The following is a 17,557-nucleotide window of genomic DNA, read 5'->3' on the forward strand; positions in this document are numbered from 1 at the left end:
CCCGGCGCCCACCACCGAAAGGCAGATTCCCATGGAAGCCCTGTACACCGCCGAAGCCCTCTCCACCGGCGCCGGCCGCACCGGCCGCGTCATCACCGCCGACGGCACCCTCGACCTCACCATGGCGCCCCCGCAGGAGATGGGGGGCTCCGGGGACGGCGCCAACCCCGAGCAGCTCTTCGCCGCCGGCTACGCCGCCTGCTTCCACTCCGCCCTGCAGGGCGTCGCGCGTCAGCGCAAGGTCTCGGTCCAGGACTCCAGCGTCGGCGGCCGGGTGCAGATCGGCTCCAACGGCGAGGGCGGCTTCCAGCTCGCCGTCGAGCTCGAGGTGGTCCTGCCCGGGATCCCGGCCGAGCAGGCGCAGGAGCTGGCCGACGCCGCCCATCAGGTGTGCCCGTACTCCAACGCCACCCGCGGCAACATCTCCGTCACCGTGTCGGTCTCGGATGACTGAGCGCTCCGCCGGGCCGCTGGCCCGGCTGCTCGCCCCGCAGGGGCCCACGTCGCTCCCGCGCACCCTGGCGCGGATCGCGCTGGGCGGCATGCTCGCCTTCGCCGGGATCAGCCACCTGACCTTCGCCCGGGAGGAGTTCAACGCCCAGGTGCCGGAGTTCGTGCCGCTGGGCGAGGAGACCACCGTGGTCGCCTCGGGCGTCGTCGAGATCACCCTGGGCACCGCGCTGATGCTGCTGGCGCGGCGCCGGGTGCCGATCGGCTGGGCGGCGGCCCTGTTCTTCGTGACCATCTTCCCCGGCAACATCGCCCAGTGGGTCCACGCCCGCGACGGCTTCGGACTGGACACGGACACCAAGCGCTTCGTGCGGCTCTGGTTCCAGCCGGGCCTGGTGGCCCTGGCCCTGTGGTCCACCGGCGCCTGGCGGGACCGGCCGCGGCGCCGACGCCGGGACTGACCCGACCGGGAGCACCTCAGTCGCGGCGGCCGCGCAGGCGGCGGGTGACCTCGTCGGCCGCCGCCTGCACCGCCGCCGCCGCTCGCGCCCGCTGCGCCTGATCGACCCGCGCCTCGACGAAGGTCAGGGCGACGGCGGCGGCCGGCCAGCCGGCATGGTCGCGCACCACCGCGGCGACCGACGCCATCTCCTCGCTCACCTCGCCGGACTCGACGGCGATGCCCTCGCGGCGCACCCCGGCCAGCAGCTCCCGCAGCTCCCGCGGGGTCGCCGGGCCCGCCACGGCGGTGCGGGAGCTGAAGTCGGCGCGGCGGCCGTACAGGGCGCGCAGCTGGGCCGGCGGCAGCTCGGCCAGGATCGCCCGACCGCTCGCCGTCAGGTGGGCGGGGATCCGCACCCCCACGTCGGAGACCAGGCTGGGGCGGTTGCGGGCCCGCTCCTCGACGATGTAGAGCACGTCCCGGCCGTGGAGCACCGCGAGATGCCCGGACTCGCCCACCTCGTCGACCATCGCCTCGATGGCGCGGCGGCCGATCCGGGCCAGCGGCTCCTGGCGCAGGTAGGCGCCGGAGAGCTCGTGCGCCGCCGGTCCCAGCCCGTACAGCCGCTCCTGCTCGAGGTGCAGCACGTACCCGTGCTCGACCAGCGCGGCCAGCAGGTCGTAGGTGCGCGAGCGGGGCAGGCCCAGCTCCTCGGCGATCCGCGCGGCGGCCACCGGGGCACGGCGGGAGGCGAGGTGGCTGAGCAGACGCAGGGTCGCGTCGGCGGCCGGGACCTTCGGGGATGCCATGGACCTCAGGCCGCCGGCGCGGTGCCGTCCTGGGCGGCCCGCTCCTTGCGGATCAGCTCCCAGGTGCGCACCAGGCGCGGGATGGTGAGGATGACGAGGCCGCCGATCATGTTCAGCGGGATCACCCAGGCGAACCAGAGCAGCCAGTCCAGGTAGGCGAGGTCGGCCCCGGCGTGCATCGCCCCGAAGATGATCGCCGAGGTCAGCGCGCCGTGGTGCATCGCGAGCCCGACCACCAGGAATCCCGAGATCAGCGAGTTCGCGAGGGTCGCGATGCCCTCGTCGGACCCCTGGCTCATGCGGGTGATCAGCGTGATGGTGAACCCCGCCAGCAGGGCGAGCACGCCGGTCTCCAGCGTCAGCCCGTCCTCGAGGTAGCTGGTGGCCGTCTCCACCAGCACGTCCTCGAAGCGCGGGAAGCCGGCGACCACCAGCCAGGTGAAGGCCCAGCCGCCCGCCAGGTTGGTGACCAGCGTGGTCACCCACAGCCGCAGCAGCTGCCGCCAGGTGCCGTGCCGGGCCACGACCGCGTTGATCGGGACCAGGAAGTCCTCGGTGAACAGCTCCGAATGGGCCAGCCGCAGGGCGTACAGCCCGATGCCGAAGGCCAGGCCGCCCAGCAGCTTCGAACCGGTCGCGTCGATCACCGCGAGCATCGCCAGCAGTCCGATGCCCACGTCGATCCCGCCGAACAGCCCGGTTATGACCAGCGCGCGCCAGGTCCGGTTCAGCCGGTTGGCGCCCTCGGTGACCGTGTTCTCGAACTCCTGGACCAGGGCGTCCTCGACGGGCTCGTCGCTCGCTCCCAGGCGCCGGCGCTCCTCGACCTCGGCCTGCTTCGCACGGTCGGACATCGGCAGCTCGCTCTCCTGGGTGCGTCGGGCGCGGGGCTCGCCGCCGGTCCGACCGGCAGGGGCCGATCGGGGTGCCATCATGGCACCGACGCGACCCCGATGACGAGGAGAGGCGATGACGAGCCCCAGCGATGCGGCCGGGCCGGTGTGGGCCGGCCGAAGCGACGGCGACGGTCCCGAGCACGCCCGCTGGCACCAGGCGGTGCGGGTCCTCGACGCCGACGGCGGCGCGGCCGACGCCGACTGCCCGCATGTGGCGCTGCTGGGCTTCCGCTCCGACGAGGGGGTGCGCCGCAATCACGGCCGCGTCGGGGCCGCCGCCGGGCCGGCCGCCCTGCGCCGGGCGCTCTCCCCGCTCGCGCTGCACGGGGTGCTCGGCCGCGGCGAGGTGCAGCTGCACGACCTCGGGGACAGCGCGACCCGCGGCGAGGACCTCGAGGGCGGGCAGGCCGCGGCCGCCGCCGCGATCGCCGCGGCCCTGGACCGGCCGGGCTCGCGCCTGACGGTGGTGCTCGGCGGGGGGCACGAGACGGCCTGGGCCGCGTACACCGGCCTGCTCGGCTCACGGCTCGGCGCGGCGACCGCGCAGCGCTGGGGGGTGCTGAACCTCGATGCCCACTTCGACCTGCGCGAGGAGCCGCGGCCCAGCTCCGGCACCCCCTTCGCGCAGATGGCCGCCGCCGAGCGCGCGGCCGGCCGTGCGCTGCGCTACGCGGTGCTCGGCATCGCCGAGCCCTCGAACACCGCCGCCCTCCTCACCCGGGCCCGGCAGCTCGAGGTGCGCTGGTGGAGCGACGAGCAGTGCCTGCGCGCGGGGGCCGAGGGGATCGCCGAATTCGTCAAGGCCTTCGCCGCCGACCTGGACGTGCTCTACCTGAGCATCGATCTGGACGTGCTGCCGGCCGCGGTGGCACCCGGGGTCTCGGCGCCCGCCGCCTACGGGGTGCCGCTGCCGCTGATCGCGGCCGCGGTGCGCGCCGCGGCGGCCACCGGGAAGCTCGCCCTGCTCGACGTGGTCGAGCTGAATCCCGCCCTGGATCCGGACGACCGCACCGCCCGCACCGCAGCGCGCCTCGTCGACGAGGCGGTGCGCGGGGCGGTCGAGCGCTGAGGGGCGGCGCCCTACCGCGTGGTCAGGGAACGGAGCGGGCCCCGCCCGGGCCGCGCCCTCGCGCCCAGGGCCGTTCCCGGCCCGCCCGGGGACGACCCGGAACGGACCACAGGATACCGGCCTGCGCGGATTCCTCCACCACCAGGATCCGGAAGGGGCCGGCCGACCTGCGTGGGGGACACTCGAGCATGACAACAATGAGCTTCTCCACTCGCCGCCTCCCCGCGGCCGCAGCGGAGACCGAGCGCCCCGAGGACCGCGGCGCCGCCCCCGCCGGACGCCACCGGACCGGCGACCGCAGCACCCGTCGCGAGCAGATCCTCGACGGCGCCTCCGAGATGTTCGCCGAGCACGGCTACGACGGGGCGAGCCTGCGCCATATCGCGGCGCACGTCGGCATCTCCCATCCCGGGATGCTGCACCACTTCCCCTCGAAGGATGCGCTGCTGGGCGCGGTCATCGACCGCCTCGAGGCCCACGCCCAGGCCGCCCTCGACCACGTCGACGACATCGGCGTGGACGCCGCCGCGCTCTTCCGTGCGCTGGACGAGCTGTGGAATCCCGCCTCGCACCCGATGCAGCTGCTGGCCAGCCTCGATGCCGGCGCGGTGAGCCGCAGCAACCCCGGCCGCTTCCGCGTGGCCCGGCTGCGCCGCGTGCACGAGCACATCCTCGAGCAGTGCTTCACCTCGCTGGACGGCCAGGGCCTGCTCCGCGAGGGCGTGGACCGCGGCTTCGCCGGCCGCGCCCTGCTGGCCCTGGTCCTCAGCCACGCCGTCCGGGAGAAGACCGTGCGCGCCATGCAGCAGTCCGACCACGACGACGTCCCGCTGCGGGACCTGACCCGGCTCACCCAGCTGTTCCTGCACCACCCCGCCCCGCGCGGGTGACCGCGCCGGACCGACCCCGCGGGGCTCAGGCGGAGCCCTCGAGCCAGTCGGCCACCGTCACCTCGTCCACCTCCGCCTCCGCCGGGATCAGGCCCCCTCCGGCCAGGCCGCGCCCCAGATACGGCAGCTCCCGCACGATCCGCGGCGACCGTCCCGCGAGCTGACCGCGCCGCTCCAGGATCCGGCGCACCAGCTCGGCGCCGGTCATCTCCTCCGGTCCGCAGATCGCCACCGAGCGGTCGGCCTCGCCCGCCTCCGCGGCGTCCCGCTCGATCTCGCGCACCACCAGGGCGGCGACGCGGTCGGCGGCGACCGGTGCGATCCGCATCGTCGGCAGCAGCGTCACCGGCCCGTGACTCGCCATCGCGACGAGCGTGCTCGCGAGCTCGAACCACTGCGTGGAGTGCACGGTCGTCACCGGCGTGCGCAGCAGGCCGTAGACGCGCTCCTGGGCGGCCTTGCCGCGGTAGTAGCCGTAGCGCCGATGCACGGCCGGGTCGGCCGCGCCCGCGATGGAGACCAGGACGATCCGCCTCACCCCGCCCCGCTCGGCCGCCCGGGAGATCCGCTGCGAGGTGCGGGTGAACGTCGAGACGGCACGGTCGGCGCTCAGGGTCGTGACGTTCAGGGTGTCGACGACGAGGTCCGCCCCGGCCAGGGCCTCCTCGAGCCCCTGCCCGCTCAGCGCGTCCACGCCGACACCGCGGCTGAGGGCGCGCACGTGATGACCGGCCTGCTCGAGGCGGGCCACGATCAGTCGACCGAGGGTGCCCGTGGCTCCGATGACGGCGATGTCCATCGCGTCACTCTAGAGGGTCGCCGGGCGCGGCTCCCAGCGCGCGTCGATCAGCTGGAACAGCCGGCAGTCGGCCCAGTCCCCGCCCAGCCGCAGATAGTCCGGGGCCAGCCCGTACTCGACGAAGCCGCACCGCTCGAGCACCCGCACCGAGGCGTCGTTGCCGACCTGCACCTCGGCCTGGAGCCGGTGCAGGCCGAGCCCGCCGAAGGCCACCGCGATCGCGGCGCGCACGGCGTGGGTGGCGATGCCGCGGCCGGTTAGCGGATGGTCCACCCAGTACCCGAGCGAGGCGGACTCGAAGGCGCCGCGGGTGATGCCGGCCAGCGTCAGGCGGCCCACCAGCTGCTCCGTCCCGCCGTCCTCGAGCCAGATCGCCATCGGCAGGCTGCGGCCGGTCTCCCGCTCGGCGACGGCGTGGGCGATCGCGGCGTGCTGACCGGCCTCGGTGAACCACTCCTGCTCCCGCTGCGGGGCGCCGCGCAGCAGCTGCGCGCGGTTGCGCAGCTCGAGGGCGAGCAGGGCCGGGGCGTCCGCGGGAGCCAGCAGGCGCAGGGTCACCTGGTCGGGGCGCACCGGCGAGGGAGTGGGATCGGGCATCGGGTCGGGCCGGCTCAGCCGAGCAGGGTCTGGGCGAGGGTCACCGCGGCGACCCCGCCCAGCAGGGCGGAGAACAGCAGCGTGAGCGTCGAGGGCCGCGCCCGCGCCGAGAGCGGGCCGCCCAGGATCCCGCCGACCGCGGAGCCGGCCGCGAAGATCAGGGTGAGCGTCCACTCGACCTGCACGTCGGTGCCGATCCGCGCGAGCAGGCTGGCGACGGTCGCGACCACCATCACCAGCAGGCTGGTGCCGGAGGCGCGGCGCATCGCCAGGCCCAGGGCGATCACCAGCATCGGCACCACGATGAACCCGCCGCCGACACCGAAGAACCCGGTGAGGAAGCCGGTGACGGTGGCCGCACCGAGCACCGGCGCCAGGCGCGGTGCGGCGGGGGCGGGCGGGGTCGTGGGCAGCTCCGGCTCGCCGTGGTGGTAGCGGATCCCGTCGGCCGCCTCGACGGTGTCGGGGCCGGGCTGGTCCAGCACCGGGTCGTCGTGCACGGCGACCGGCTCCGCGCTGTCCTCCACGGCCGGGGAGAAGCGCGTGACGGCCTCGGCCCGCTCCTGCCGCCGGGTGCGCAGGGCACGTCGCAGCATCGCGATCGCGACGACGGCCAGCATCGCCCCGAAGAGGGTCAGCAGCAGCGGCGCCGGCACCAGCACGGAGAGCCGGGAGCCGGCCACCGCCCCGACCACCGAGACGCCGCCGAACAGCAGGCCGTTCCTCCAGTCCACGTTCCCGTGGCGGGCATGGTGGGGCAGGCTGAACAGCGCCGTGATCAGCACGATCACCAGGCTCGAGGCGGTGGCGACGTGGGCGGGCAGGCCGAGCGCGAACACCAGCACGGGCACCGCGAGGATGCCGCCTCCCGCGCCGAGCGCCCCGACCACGATCCCGACCGCCACCCCCACCGCGATCGCGAGCAGGACGACCTCCATGGACGATCTCCTCGCGGTGGGGGACGGGGACGACGAGCTGGCCGTCCCACGGTACTCGCGCCGACCGCCGACCGGGCCACGGCGCTCGCGGCGCGCCGCGTAGACTCGATGCTCCCGCGCCCCAGGAGTCGACATGGTCCCCGCCGCCCCCGAGCCGCCCGCGGCCCTGCCGGACCCCGCGTCCCCCGCCATGGGCGAGCTGCTGGTGGACGCCTGGCGCACCGGCACCCTGGTGCTCCCCCTGGACGATGACGCCTCCCCCGTGCGCCTGCCCGGACTGCACCGCAGCGTGCTGCCCGCGTCGCTGTCCGGTCCGGCGCGGGTCTCCCTCGCCGGCGTCGGCGAGCGCTTCGCCGCCTGGCGGGTGATCCCGCAGGAGAACGCCCCGGTCATCGTGCGGATCCCCCATGTCGCGCCGGCGGAGCTGCACCAGGACCTCGCCGACGAGATCGCCGCGCTGACCCTGATCCCCACCGAGGTGGGGCCCGCCCCGATCGCCTTCCAGGACGATCCCGCCGTCAGCCCGCTCGGGCACCCGTACGTCGTGACCACCGAGGTGCCGGGCACGGCGGCCGCCCCCACCGCCTGGACCCCCGCGCACCTGGAGGCCCATGCCGCGCGACTGGCCCGCCTGCACTCGCTCCCGGCCCCGGGCCGCGGTCCGGTCACGCTCGGCCCGGATCCCTGGGCGGGCGTCGCCCCCGGCCCGCAGTCCCTGCTCGCGGAGGTCGAGGAGGAGGCCGCGTCCTGGCGCGCCGACCATGGCGGCGTGATCGCCGAGCACTCCCTGGATTCGTTCCTGGAGGCCGCCCTGCACCGGGTGGCCGCGATCGAGCCGCAGATCGCGCAGCTGGACGCCTTCGTCCTCGCCCACGGCGACCTCTGCGCGACCAACATCCTGTGGGACCGCTCCGCGGACGGTGGGGACGTCCCGGAGGTCCGGTACATCGACTTCGAATGGGCGCAGGGCGACGATCCCGCCCGCGACCTGGCGATCATCGGCGGCGCCGTGCACGGCGGGCCCTGGTACGTTCCGCTCGACGAGGACCAGGTCGACGCCTTCGTCCGCGCCTACGTGCGCGAGCGCGGCGGGCACGGCGAGGTGCCGGAGGCGGTCCGCGACCTCGGCGCGCTGCGGGAGCGGATGCGAGCCTGGACCGCGTACGAGCGCACCGCGATGCTCGTGCACGTCGCCTCCCGCGCCTCCACCCGGTCCACCCACCGGCGGGTGCTGCCGGTGCTGCGCGGCACGCTCGCCGCGGAGCTCGGCCTCGACGGCTGAGCTCCGGGCGGGCGGCTGCCCCTACGGTGGCCTCATGGACGACTTCCTGAAGCACGCTCCGGGCGCCCCCGGCGGGTACGTCGCCGCCGAGGCCGCGGGCCTGCGCTGGCTGGCCGAGCCGGGCGCCATCGCGGTGGTGGCGGTGCGCGAGGTGGGCCCGGAGCGGCTGCGCCTCGAGCGTCTGCAGAGCGTGACCCCGTCGGCCGGCGCCGCCCGCGCGGCCGGCCGCGCCCTGGCCCGACTGCACGACGCCGGCGCCCCGGGCTTCGGCTGGACGCCCGCCGACGGGGCCTGGTTCGGGCCCGCGGCGACCCCCTTCCCCGTCCCCGCCACCCGCCGTGAGGACTTCTCGACCTACTGGGCGCAGGACCGCCTGCGCCCGCTGGCCGACACCCTCCCCCGACTGCTCGGGGCCGAGGGCCACGACACCGTCGACGCGGCGATCGACGTGATCGCGGGCGGCGCCTTCGACGGCATCAGCGGGTGCGGCGTGGAGCCGCCCTCCCGCGTCCACGGCGACCTGTGGTCCGGGAACCTGATGTGGACCGCGCACGGCGCGGTGCTCATCGACCCGGCCGCCCACGGCGGGCACCGGCTCGAGGACCTCGCGATGCTGTCCCTGTTCGGGGCCCCGCACCTGAGGGAGCTCTTCGCCGGCTACGAGGCCGAGCATCCCCTGCCCGCCGACTGGCAGCGGGACCTGCCCGCCCACCTCTTCTTCGGGCTCCTCGCCCACGTGCGCCTGTTCGGCGAGGCCTACGTCGACCAGGCGGTCACGACCGCTGCGGCGATCATCGCGCGCGCTGAGCAGCGGGGGCGCTGATCGGGACCGCGGGCTCGTCCCGCCAGCGCCTCGCGAAGGCGCCGGGGGTGAGACCGGTGGAGGTGCGGAAGTCGCGCGCGAAGTGGGCCTGGTCGGCATAGCCGAGACGCGCGGCGAGGTCGCTGAGAGCCTCCGGGCCGCGCAGTCCGTCGGCAGCCTCCTGGAGCCGACGCCGCCGGATCAGCCACAGAGGGCTCAGGCCGAGGCGCCGGGCGGTGAGGCGCTGCAGGCTGCGCTCGCCGATCCCGAGGACTGCGCACAGCTGCTTCACCGTCAGCAGCTCCTGGTCCTGCTCCACCAGCTCGACGAGCTCATTGACCAGCCGGTCCTCCCCCTGCGGTTCCCCCAGGCGCTCCGCCCGCTGCTCGATCAGCGCCGCGCAGCGGGCGTGCGCCTCGCGGTCCTCCGGGAGATCCGACATCAGTGCGCGCACGGCAGCGGTGAGCCCGACGAGCGCGGGCACGTCCTCGAGGTCGCACCAGGTCCCGGCGAGGTCACTCACCGGTCCCCGGGCGAGCACGGCGCCGGCCGCCGGCGCGAACATCGTCCCGAAGGCCCAGGAGCGTCCTGCCAGGACCGTCGTGGACAGTCCTGGGTTCGGGCCGATGAGCCGCGAGTAGGCAGGGCTGATGGCGGCGAGGCACACCGGGTACTGCAGCACCCGCTGCTCGGCGACCTCCCCGTCGGGCACGTCCCAGACCGGGATCCAGTAACGGCGGATCCACCCGCGCAGGTGCGGCGGAGGATGTCGACGGGCGATCACGAAGGTGCGGTCGGTGGGATCGCGCAGATGCGCCCGCTCGATGTCGTCCGACGCTCGCGGTGCCATGCCCCGAGGGTAGACCCGTCGGGAATCTACAAGACCGCCCCGAGGCGGCTCGGTAGCGTCGACGGCGCGGGACGGACCCGCCCATGCCCCAGGAGGCGACACGATGGAGACGACGTATTCCCCCACCGAGACCGATGTCCTGACCGCCTGGCAGGAGCGCTCCGCGGCGTTCACCTCCGCCGTCGAGGCCGTGCACGATTGGCAGGCCCCGAGCCCCTGCGAGGGATGGAGCGCCCGCGACGTGCTCGACCACGTCCTCGGGACCGAACGGGACTTCCTCGCCGCCCAGGCGCTCCTCTCCGCCGACGCCGAAGCCGCCCCCGGTGACCCGGTCGCGCTCTGGGCGACCCATCAGCGCGAGGTGACCGCCCTGCTCGGTGAGGCGAGCATCGCGCAGCGGCCCTATGAGGGCGCCTTCGGGCCCACCACCGTGGGCGCCCTCATGGTCGAGTTCTACGGTTTCGACCTCGTCGTGCACCGATGGGACCTGGACCGCTCACAGGGACGCGAGGCCCGACTGAGCGCGCATGAGCTCGCGATCATCGAGGCCGCGGTGGCCGGCTGGGGCGAGCATGCCTACGCACCCGGCATCTTGGCCCGCCCTGTGCCGGTGCCTGAGGGCGCTGATCGCCAGGCCCGGGTGCTGGCCCTGACCGGGCGGCGCAACTGACCGGCCAGCGCGACCGGCTGAGCGGGAGCAGGATCAGTGGTCGTGACCATCGTGGTCCCCGCCGCCATCGCTCGGCTCCCCCGGCTGAGGAGCGTCCGGGACGAGCTCGTACTCCCCGGAGGCGGTGCCGGTGGTCACCTGAATCTCGTGCGGGATCACCGGCAGCTCCAGCTCCCGGTAGACCTCCCCGCTCGCCACGTCGACCATGACCAGACGCTGCGCGGCCGGGTCGACCACGAAGGCGGTCCCGTCGGCCACCGCCAGCATCGGGCCGGGCTCCTGCCAGTTGTCCGGCTCGGTCCACTCCCCGGTCACCGGGACCTCGTGGAGGATGTCGCCGGTCTCGGCATCGAGGATGTTCAGCTCGCCGTCGGCGGTGAGCACCAGGGCCTCGCCGTCCGTCCCGCGGTCCAGGGAGCGGAACCAGTACTCGGAGCCGAGGTCGACGATCTGCTGCGTGGCATTGCGGGTGTCGATCAGGGCGATCTCGGTGGGTCGCTCGATCCCACCGGCCGGCTCCGCCTCGACCTTGTGATCGGCCAGCACGATCGGTGAGTCCTGGTGGCCCTTCTGGTTGCCCGAGCGCTGGTACTCCCCGTCGATGGCCACCTTGTGGAACGCGCCGTCCCGGTAGATCACCGAGCCGTTCTCACAGCCCAGGCTGATCACGTCGCCGGCGGCGGTGGGCTGGGCGGCCGCCTCGCCGTGCACGCCGGGGCAGTCATCGGTCTGCGCGGTCACGCGGCCGTCGGCGTCGAGGACCTGGACGGTGCTGCGGGCGTCCTCGGTGCCCTGGGTCAGCAGCAGCCCGCCGTCGCGCAGCGGCACCGCCACTCCGTGGTGCGGGGCCTCGGTCGAGGTCTCCTCGAGGATCCCGAGCTCGCCCTCGCCCAGTGCGGTCGGGTCGATGAGGGTGATGGCGCCGGTGCCGTCGGCGAACAGCGCGGTGCGGCCTGCGTGGGGCACGACGTGACCGGGGTGCGGGGCCTCGACGGAGAGCTCGGTGAGGACCGGGTCCTGGACGTAGTAGTGGAAGTGGTCGCCGTGGCCCTGGGCGAGCAGGCCGGTGTCGTACATGGTGATCGCGTCGGACGCGCTGACCGCGACGTGCCTGCCGTCGCCCGCAGGGTTCAGCCGGATGAAGCCCTCGAGCTCGGTGGTGGCCAGGGTCGCGCCGCCGGCCGAATCCAGCGTCGTCACCCCGCCCTCGTGGGCGAGGACGATCCGCGGGGTGAGCGCGCCGACCTCGGTGCGGTCCGAGGCGGGGGCCTGCTCTGCGCCGCCGTCGGAGGGAGCTCCGCCCGCAGTGTCGCCGCCCCCGGTACTGCTCGCGCCGCCGCAGGCCGCCAGGGCGAGCGCGCCGATTCCGAGGAGGGCCGCGGCCCGCCGCTTCATGACAATGGTTCTCATCTGAATCATGCGCACACGGTAACACTGTTGCGAACAATTCTCATCACGGTGCCACGGCGCGCAGGGTCGCGGGCTTGACTCACCGCATGGGCGCGGGAAGACGATCACCGGGGAGCCATGTCCAAGCAGCTTCCGAGAGCGGAAGCCGGGTGCGCATGACTCAGCGACAGCGGGGCGCGTGGCGCGTGGCGCTGCCTCGGGCGGAGGCCCCCCACACGCCGACGCCGGGCAGGGCTACCCGGGAGTTATGTGCATCTGGCTTCCAACCTCGGAAGCCAGATGCACATAACTCTCCAGTAGCCCGGTGGGGAGCGCACGGGCGGCTCCGAGAGGACCTCTCCTGCCCCGAAAGACCCCAGGAACCCCGACGGGGCCACCGGGCGGCCCTTTGCGGGCCGCCGGGTGACCCCGCGGGAGCTGCGCGACCGGGGACGTCAGCCCCGGAGAGGCGTCGGCTCAGATCACGCCGAAGGCGATCATCGCGTCGGCGACCTTGCGGAAGCCGGCCACGTTCGCCCCCACCACGTAGTCACCGGGCCGGCCGACCTCCTCGGCCGTCTCCAGGCAGGTGGCGTGGATGCCCTTCATGATCTGGGTGAGGCGCTCCTCGGTGTGCTCGAAGCTCCAGGTGTCGCGGCTGGCGTTCTGCTGCATCTCGAGCGCGGAGGTCGCCACGCCCCCGGCGTTGGCCGCCTTGCCGGGGCCGAAGGCCACCTGGGCCTCGCGGAACAGGCTCACGGCCTCGGGGGTGCAGGGCATGTTCGCGCCCTCGGAGACCGCGACCACGCCGTTCTTGATCAGGGTGCGGGCGGCGTCGGCGTCGAGCTCGTTCTGGGTGGCGCTGGGCAGGGCGATGTCCACCGGGACGTCCCAGACGCTGCCGCCGGCGACGAAGGCCGCCCCGTTGCCGCGGCGCTCGGCGTACTCGGTGATGCGGCCGCGCTCGACCTCCTTGATCCGCTGCAGCAGCTCGAGGTCGATGCCGTTCTCGTCGACCACGTAGCCGGAGGAGTCGGAGGCGGTGACCGGGATGCCGCCGAGCTGGCGGACCTTCTCGATCGCGTACAGCGCGACGTTGCCGGAGCCGGAGACGGCCACGCGGCGGCCCTCGACGCCGGAGCCCCGGGCCTTCAGCATCTCGTCGGCGAAGATGGCCGCGCCGTAGCCGGTGGCCTCCTTGCGCACCAGGGAGCCGCCCCAGTCCAGCCCCTTGCCGGTCAGGACGCCGGCCTCGTAGCGGTTGGTCAGGCGCTTGTACTGGCCGAACAGGTAGCCGATCTCCCGGGCGCCGACGCCGATGTCGCCGGCGGGGACGTCGGTGTACTCGCCCATGTGGCGGTGCAGCTCGGTCATGAACGACTGGCAGAAGCGCATCACCTCGCCGTCGGAGCGGCCGTGCGGGTCGAAGTCGGAGCCGCCCTTGCCGCCGCCGATGGGCAGCCCGGTCAGGGAGTTCTTGAAGATCTGCTCGAAGCCGAGGAACTTCACGATGCCGAGATTGACCGAGGGGTGGAAGCGCAGGCCGCCCTTGTAGGGGCCCAGCGCCGAGTTGTACTCGACGCGGAAGCCGCGGTTGACCTGCACGGTGCCCTGGTCGTCGACCCAGGGGACGCGGAAGATGATCTGGCGCTCCGGCTCGCTGAGCCGCATCAGGATGCTGTGGTCCTGGTACTCCGGGTGCCGGGACTGGATGACCTCGAGCGATTCGAAGACCTCGCGGACAGCCTGGTGGAACTCGGGTTCGCCGGGGTTGCGACGGAGGACCTGGTCAAAGGTGTCCTGGAGGTTCGAGTCGAGCATCGCGGTCCTTTCAGAGGCCCTGGCGGCCGAGAATTTCCGGGGGCCTGGGGGCATCGGGGTCTGAGCGCGGCCCACAGTACGCGCACACCCGCCGCGGAGCACGGGACGTTCGATGAGTGAACATGCAGAGGGCTGCGATGGTCATGCATCCACGCACGCGGCCGACGGGCGGAGTCGCCGAGATCACGTCGCCGCGCGCCTCAGCGGCCCTGCCTCTCCAGCTCCTGCCGGGCCCAGGCGGGGTCGTCAGTGGTGATCGTGTCGGCGCCGCAGGCGAGCGCGACGGCCAGCTGCTCGCTCCGGTTGATGGTCCAGGGATTCAGCTGCAGCCCGGCCGCGCGGACGGCCTCCGCCGCGCGCAGGCTGAGGCCGTCGATCGAGGGGCCGAGGCCGGCGGCGCCGAGCTCGCGGGCGACGGCCAGCGCCTCCTCGTCGACCTGCCGGACCAGGTAGGAGACGGGGGTGGCGGTGGTGCGGCGGATCTCCGCGAGGGCCTCGGCGTGGAAGGAGATGACGGTGGAGGCCGCGGCCGGGGAGCCCGCGGGCAGGGCGGCGAGCACCCGGGCGACGGCCGCGGCCGCCGCGGCGACCTTGACCTCGATGAACACCGGGACGGTGGTCATCGCCAGCAGCTCCTGAAGGGAGGGGACGTGCTCGCCCTGGGCGAGCAGCACCTGGTCGAGCTCGGCCCGGGTGAGGTCGCCGATCGCGCCGGTGCGCAGCAGGGAGTCCGCCGCGGCGGTGCGGTCGATGGTCTCGTCGTGCATCACCACCACCTGCCCGTCGGCACTGAGGTGCACATCGCATTCGAGCAGCTGCGCACCATCCTCGAGCGCGCGGCGGAAGGCCGCCAGCGTGTTCTCGGGGGCGTGGGCGCTGGCGCCGCGGTGGCCGACGAGGGCGGGGCGCGGCGGGGCGGAGAGGACGGACGGCGTGGTCATGGCGCTCCTGGGGCGGGGACGGTGAGCGGGCGGGAGGCGGCGGCGCGGCCCAGCTGGTCCTCGACCAGGCGCCGGGTGCGGGCGGGATCATCCGCCCCCAGCCAGGGGATGCCGAGGTCGACGGCCAGGCGGATGTGCTCCTCGGCGCGCAGCGACCAGATCAGCGGGACGATGCCGGCCGCGCGGATCCGCCCGAAGTCTCCCTCCCGCAGCTGGGAGGCGCGGATCGCCAGGGTCGCGGCGCCGACCTCGACGGCCTCGGCGAGCACGGTCCCGGTGAGCTCGCCGGCGAGGTACCCGCGGGGCACGGCGGGGGCGAGCTGCCCGATCCGGCGCAGCGCCTCGATCCGGAAGGAGATGACCCGGGCCGGGCCCCGCCCACCAGGACCTCGTCGAGCTGGGCACGGGTGAGCTCGGCGACCGCGCCGGTGCGCAGCGGGGACTCCGCCTGGGCGGTGCGGTCGAGGGTCGCGTCGTGGAGGATCACGTCGTGCCCGTCGGCGCTCAGGTGCACATCGCACTCGAGCATGTCGGCGCCCTCGAGAAGGCCCCGGCGGAAGGCCGCCAGGGTGTTCTCGGGCGCGAGGTCGGCGGCGCCGCGGTGGCCGACGATCAGGGGCCGGGTCATGGCGAGCTCCTTCGCAGCGGGGTCAGGCGGCGACGCGCCGCGCCATCAGGGCGAAGGCCCAGGCGGGGTCGTCGACGGTGATGGTGTCGCAGCCGAGCTCGAGGGCCCGCTCCAGCTCCTCCTCGGTCCGGGCGGTCCACAGGTTCAGGGTGATCCCGAGCTGCGCCGCCCGCTCCACGTCGGCCTGGCGGGCGTCGGCGATGCGCACCCCGGCATGGGCGACCTGCAGCGCCCGGCACGACTCCCACCAGGCGGGAGAGGTCGCGGTGGTGGTGCGCATGCGCGGGATCTGCGGGGCCAGCTCCGCCGCGCGGCGCAGCGGCTCCTCGTGGAAGGACAGCACGATCGCCGGGGCGGTCGCCGGGTCCGCCCAGGCGCTCGGCGCGAAGTGCGCCAGCAGGATCTCCACCACCCGGTCGGCGGCCGCGGGGGCCTTGATCTCCACCAGCAGCGGCACCCGGGTGCCGTCCTCGCGCACGGCCGCCTCGAGCACCTGGGCCAGGGTGGGGATGTGCTCACCCTCGCCCACCAGGACCCGGTCGAGCTGGGCGCGGGTGAGCTCGGCGACCGCGCCGGTGCGCAGCGGGGACTCCGCCTGGGCGGTGCGGTCGAGGGTCGCGTCGTGGAGGATCACGTCGTGCCCGTCGGCGCTCAGGTGCACATCGCATTCGAGCCACTGGGAGCCCTCGGCGACGCCCCGGCGGAAGGAGCGGACGGTGTTCTCGGGCTCCACCGCGGCGGCTCCGCGGTGCCCGACGAGCTCGGGGTGCTGGGGGGTCATGGTCTCGGTCTCCTCGATCGGTGGCAGGCGGTGCGGGGGCGCGGCCCCGGGGCGAGGTGCGCCCGGGACCGCGCGACGGGGTCGGTCAGAGGGTCAGTTCCAGCCCTCGAACTCGACGGCCTCGTAGTCCTCGCGGTTGTCGTCCAGGGCCTCCTGGAGCGTCGGGGCGAGGGCGCCGAGCACCGTCCTCGGGTCCGCGTCGTCCCCGAAGACCTGGCCCATGGCGGCACCGATCTCGGTGACCGAGCCCTGGTCCCAGTTGGTGTAGTCGGCGGTGCGGGCGTTCTCCAGCTGGCTCAGCGCGACGCCGTAGTTCGGGTTCGCGGCGACCTGGTCCTTGACGGACTGGACCTCCTGGGCGGCGGTCACGATCGGCACGTACCCGGTGCCGATGTGCCAGTCGGCGGCCTTCTCGGGCTGGGCGAGGAAGCGGAACAGCTCGGCGCAGGCGTCCTGGCGCTCCTGGGACTCGGTGCGCACGATCGAGAGGCCGGAGCCGCCGGTGGGGACCTGCTTCTGCTCGCCCTCCTTGGACAGCATGTAGGCGGTGCCGATCTCGAAGACCCCCTCGGTGGCCTTGGTCTGGCCGGTCAGCGAGGCCGTGGAGCCGCGCCAGCCGGCGGCCAGGCCGGAGGCGAAGTCGGTGCCGGAGTCCTGGGCCAGATAGCCGTGGCCGTCCTCGTGGATGAACGTGCGCATCCACTCCAGCCACTCCACGCCCTGCTCGTCGTCGATGGTGACCTGGAAGTCCTCGGTGGCGTTCGCCCCGCCGAAGCCCCAGATGTCGGCCTGGCCGTGCCAGGCGTCGGGGCCGAAGGCGATCGCCGACAGCGGGCGTCCCTCGACCTCGATCTTCGCGAGCTCGGGGGCGAAGGCGGCGAGGTCCTCCCAGGTCTCGGGACCCTCCTCGGGCAGCCCGGCCTCGATGTAGCGCGTCTTGTTGTAGTAGAAGAGCGGGGTGGAGCGGGCGAAGGGCACCACGAAGGTCTCACCGGCCGCCTTGCCCTCGGCGACGTAGTTGGGCAGGTAGACGTCGGTGCTCCACTCCTGGTCGAAGTAGCCGTCCAGCGGCGCGAGCGCATCGGACTGGTAGAACTGCAGCCACTGCATCTCGGGGAAGCAGACGATGTCGGGCACGGTGCGGGCCTGCAGGGCGGCGGTGAACTTCTGGTTGAGGTCCGCGTAGCTGCCGACGGACTCGGCGATCGCGACGATGTCCTCCTGGGACTCGTTGAACTCGGTGAAGAGCTGCGCGAGGACCTCGTAGTTGGTGCCGGTGAACGGCGCCCAGAAGAGGATCGGGGTGCGGCCCTCGTACTCGGCGGGGACGGTGAGGTCGGCCTGGGTGAAGCCTTCGCGGAGATTGCTCTCGGCGCTGTCGCCGCTGGCGTTCGGGGCGCCGCAGGCGGCCAGTCCGGCCGCGCCGGCGCCGAGGCCGAGGGCTGCCAGCAGGCGGCGGCGGGAGAGGTTCAGGGGGATGCGGGACATGTCAGTCGCTCCTTG

Annotated in this window: 19 protein-coding genes and 1 pseudogene; 7 read left to right on the top strand and 13 right to left on the bottom strand. The window is 74.2% G+C overall.

Annotated elements, in window-relative coordinates:
- Positions 1-31 precede the first annotated feature (31 nt).
- The gene (locus ACOJUI_RS16280) at positions 32-454 is read left to right on the top strand and encodes an organic hydroperoxide resistance protein (protein ID WP_422115973.1); all 423 of its coding nucleotides are present in this window, start codon (positions 32-34) and stop codon (positions 452-454) included.
- On the top strand, positions 447-911 hold the full coding sequence (locus ACOJUI_RS16285) for a hypothetical protein (RefSeq protein ID WP_422115974.1): 465 nt from the start codon (positions 447-449) through the stop codon (positions 909-911). Before ACOJUI_RS16280 ends, ACOJUI_RS16285 begins: the two co-directional genes overlap by 8 nt.
- A 16-nt stretch (positions 912-927) precedes the next feature.
- Here the strand turns inward: ACOJUI_RS16285 and ACOJUI_RS16290 are convergent, their stop codons facing one another.
- Together ACOJUI_RS16290 and ACOJUI_RS16295 are read right to left on the bottom strand one after the other, a co-directional pair.
- Positions 928-1,701, bottom strand: a complete 774-nt coding sequence (locus ACOJUI_RS16290) for an IclR family transcriptional regulator (protein ID WP_422115975.1) — start codon at positions 1,699-1,701, stop codon at positions 928-930.
- A gap of 5 nt (positions 1,702-1,706) precedes the next feature.
- Positions 1,707-2,555, bottom strand: coding sequence for a formate/nitrite transporter family protein (locus ACOJUI_RS16295; protein ID WP_422117690.1), 849 nt, complete (start codon positions 2,553-2,555; stop codon positions 1,707-1,709).
- A 115-nt stretch (positions 2,556-2,670) separates the two neighbouring features.
- On the opposite strand from ACOJUI_RS16295, the gene hutG reads away from it, so the two are divergent.
- Positions 2,671-3,666: a formimidoylglutamase gene (hutG, locus tag ACOJUI_RS16300; protein WP_422115976.1), complete on the top strand. Its 996-nt coding sequence runs from the start codon at positions 2,671-2,673 to the stop codon at positions 3,664-3,666.
- A gap of 197 nt (positions 3,667-3,863) precedes the next feature.
- A complete protein-coding gene (locus ACOJUI_RS16305) occupies positions 3,864-4,556 on the top strand; it encodes a TetR/AcrR family transcriptional regulator (RefSeq protein ID WP_422115977.1) in 693 nt (230 codons plus the stop codon).
- A gap of 25 nt (positions 4,557-4,581) precedes the next feature.
- On the opposite strand, the gene ACOJUI_RS16310 is transcribed toward ACOJUI_RS16305, so the two are convergent.
- The 3 genes from ACOJUI_RS16310 to ACOJUI_RS16320 are packed head-to-tail and all read right to left on the bottom strand — an operon-like array spanning position 4,582 to position 6,890.
- The gene (locus ACOJUI_RS16310) at positions 4,582-5,355 is read right to left on the bottom strand and encodes an SDR family oxidoreductase (protein WP_422115978.1); all 774 of its coding nucleotides are present in this window, start codon (positions 5,353-5,355) and stop codon (positions 4,582-4,584) included.
- A gap of 9 nt (positions 5,356-5,364) precedes the next feature.
- A complete protein-coding gene (locus ACOJUI_RS16315) occupies positions 5,365-5,952 on the bottom strand; it encodes a GNAT family N-acetyltransferase (protein WP_422115979.1) in 588 nt (195 codons plus the stop codon).
- A gap of 14 nt (positions 5,953-5,966) precedes the next feature.
- On the bottom strand, positions 5,967-6,890 hold the full coding sequence (locus tag ACOJUI_RS16320) for a sulfite exporter TauE/SafE family protein (RefSeq protein WP_422115980.1): 924 nt from the start codon (positions 6,888-6,890) through the stop codon (positions 5,967-5,969).
- 133 nt (positions 6,891-7,023) lie between these two features.
- On the opposite strand from ACOJUI_RS16320, the gene ACOJUI_RS16325 reads away from it, so the two are divergent.
- Positions 7,024-8,172: an aminoglycoside phosphotransferase family protein gene (locus tag ACOJUI_RS16325; RefSeq protein ID WP_422115981.1), complete on the top strand. Its 1,149-nt coding sequence runs from the start codon at positions 7,024-7,026 to the stop codon at positions 8,170-8,172.
- Positions 8,173-8,206: 34 nt separating this feature from the next.
- Positions 8,207-8,995 (top strand): fructosamine kinase family protein, encoded by a 789-nt coding sequence (locus ACOJUI_RS16330; protein WP_422115982.1) that lies wholly within the window; start codon positions 8,207-8,209, stop codon positions 8,993-8,995.
- Here the strand turns inward: ACOJUI_RS16330 and ACOJUI_RS16335 are convergent.
- Positions 8,964-9,824 carry a helix-turn-helix domain-containing protein gene (locus ACOJUI_RS16335; RefSeq protein WP_422115983.1) on the bottom strand — a complete coding sequence of 287 codons (861 nt, stop codon included), beginning with the start codon at positions 9,822-9,824 and terminating at the stop codon, positions 8,964-8,966. The genes ACOJUI_RS16330 and ACOJUI_RS16335 overlap by 32 nt on opposite strands.
- Before the next feature lie 103 nt (positions 9,825-9,927).
- Here ACOJUI_RS16335 and ACOJUI_RS16340 point away from each other — a divergent pair, with 103 nt between their 5' ends.
- Positions 9,928-10,494 (top strand): TIGR03086 family metal-binding protein, encoded by a 567-nt coding sequence (locus tag ACOJUI_RS16340; protein ID WP_422115984.1) that lies wholly within the window; start codon positions 9,928-9,930, stop codon positions 10,492-10,494.
- Between the two features lie 33 nt (positions 10,495-10,527).
- Here the strand turns inward: ACOJUI_RS16340 and ACOJUI_RS16345 are convergent, their stop codons facing one another.
- From ACOJUI_RS16345 to ACOJUI_RS16375, 7 genes and pseudogenes are all read right to left on the bottom strand, one after another.
- On the bottom strand, positions 10,528-11,913 hold the full coding sequence (locus tag ACOJUI_RS16345) for a hypothetical protein (RefSeq protein WP_422115985.1): 1,386 nt from the start codon (positions 11,911-11,913) through the stop codon (positions 10,528-10,530).
- A 447-nt stretch (positions 11,914-12,360) separates the two neighbouring features.
- Positions 12,361-13,704: an NADP-specific glutamate dehydrogenase gene (gdhA, locus tag ACOJUI_RS16350; RefSeq protein WP_422115986.1), complete on the bottom strand. Its 1,344-nt coding sequence runs from the start codon at positions 13,702-13,704 to the stop codon at positions 12,361-12,363.
- A 200-nt stretch (positions 13,705-13,904) separates the two neighbouring features.
- Positions 13,905-14,645, bottom strand: coding sequence for a glycerophosphodiester phosphodiesterase (locus ACOJUI_RS16355; RefSeq protein ID WP_422115987.1), 741 nt, complete (start codon positions 14,643-14,645; stop codon positions 13,905-13,907).
- A complete protein-coding gene (locus tag ACOJUI_RS16360; protein ID WP_422117696.1) occupies positions 14,642-14,953 on the bottom strand; it encodes a hypothetical protein in 312 nt (103 codons plus the stop codon). Before ACOJUI_RS16360 ends, ACOJUI_RS16355 begins: the two co-directional genes overlap by 4 nt.
- Before the next feature lie 125 nt (positions 14,954-15,078).
- Positions 15,079-15,273 (bottom strand): annotated as a pseudogene (locus ACOJUI_RS16365) (glycerophosphodiester phosphodiesterase); the annotation flags it as partial.
- Between the two features lie 22 nt (positions 15,274-15,295).
- Positions 15,296-16,054 carry a glycerophosphodiester phosphodiesterase gene (locus ACOJUI_RS16370; RefSeq protein ID WP_422115988.1) on the bottom strand — a complete coding sequence of 253 codons (759 nt, stop codon included), beginning with the start codon at positions 16,052-16,054 and terminating at the stop codon, positions 15,296-15,298.
- A gap of 93 nt (positions 16,055-16,147) precedes the next feature.
- Positions 16,148-17,542, bottom strand: a complete 1,395-nt coding sequence (locus ACOJUI_RS16375; protein WP_422115989.1) for an ABC transporter substrate-binding protein — start codon at positions 17,540-17,542, stop codon at positions 16,148-16,150.
- Positions 17,543-17,557 lie beyond the last annotated feature (15 nt).

The organism is Brachybacterium sp. UNK5269 (genome assembly GCF_049266655.1).
Lineage (GTDB): Bacteria > Actinomycetota > Actinomycetes > Actinomycetales > Dermabacteraceae > Brachybacterium.

Coding starts and splice junctions, on each gene's coding strand:
- ACOJUI_RS16335 (WP_422115983.1), bottom strand. CDS start 9,824: ATGGCACCGCGAGCGTCGGACGACATCGAGCGGGCGCATCTGCGCGAT.
- ACOJUI_RS16340 (WP_422115984.1), top strand. CDS start 9,928: ATGGAGACGACGTATTCCCCCACCGAGACCGATGTCCTGACCGCCTGG.
- ACOJUI_RS16330 (WP_422115982.1), top strand. CDS start 8,207: ATGGACGACTTCCTGAAGCACGCTCCGGGCGCCCCCGGCGGGTACGTC.
- ACOJUI_RS16285 (WP_422115974.1), top strand. CDS start 447: ATGACTGAGCGCTCCGCCGGGCCGCTGGCCCGGCTGCTCGCCCCGCAG.
- ACOJUI_RS16375 (WP_422115989.1), bottom strand. CDS start 17,542: ATGTCCCGCATCCCCCTGAACCTCTCCCGCCGCCGCCTGCTGGCAGCC.
- gdhA (WP_422115986.1), bottom strand. CDS start 13,704: ATGCTCGACTCGAACCTCCAGGACACCTTTGACCAGGTCCTCCGTCGC.
- ACOJUI_RS16305 (WP_422115977.1), top strand. CDS start 3,864: ATGAGCTTCTCCACTCGCCGCCTCCCCGCGGCCGCAGCGGAGACCGAG.
- ACOJUI_RS16310 (WP_422115978.1), bottom strand. CDS start 5,355: ATGGACATCGCCGTCATCGGAGCCACGGGCACCCTCGGTCGACTGATC.
- ACOJUI_RS16280 (WP_422115973.1), top strand. CDS start 32: ATGGAAGCCCTGTACACCGCCGAAGCCCTCTCCACCGGCGCCGGCCGC.
- hutG (WP_422115976.1), top strand. CDS start 2,671: ATGACGAGCCCCAGCGATGCGGCCGGGCCGGTGTGGGCCGGCCGAAGC.
- ACOJUI_RS16355 (WP_422115987.1), bottom strand. CDS start 14,645: ATGACCACGCCGTCCGTCCTCTCCGCCCCGCCGCGCCCCGCCCTCGTC.
- ACOJUI_RS16295 (WP_422117690.1), bottom strand. CDS start 2,555: ATGTCCGACCGTGCGAAGCAGGCCGAGGTCGAGGAGCGCCGGCGCCTG.
- ACOJUI_RS16315 (WP_422115979.1), bottom strand. CDS start 5,952: ATGCCCGATCCCACTCCCTCGCCGGTGCGCCCCGACCAGGTGACCCTG.
- ACOJUI_RS16325 (WP_422115981.1), top strand. CDS start 7,024: ATGGTCCCCGCCGCCCCCGAGCCGCCCGCGGCCCTGCCGGACCCCGCG.
- ACOJUI_RS16345 (WP_422115985.1), bottom strand. CDS start 11,913: ATGATTCAGATGAGAACCATTGTCATGAAGCGGCGGGCCGCGGCCCTC.
- ACOJUI_RS16370 (WP_422115988.1), bottom strand. CDS start 16,054: ATGACCCCCCAGCACCCCGAGCTCGTCGGGCACCGCGGAGCCGCCGCG.
- ACOJUI_RS16320 (WP_422115980.1), bottom strand. CDS start 6,890: ATGGAGGTCGTCCTGCTCGCGATCGCGGTGGGGGTGGCGGTCGGGATC.
- ACOJUI_RS16290 (WP_422115975.1), bottom strand. CDS start 1,701: ATGGCATCCCCGAAGGTCCCGGCCGCCGACGCGACCCTGCGTCTGCTC.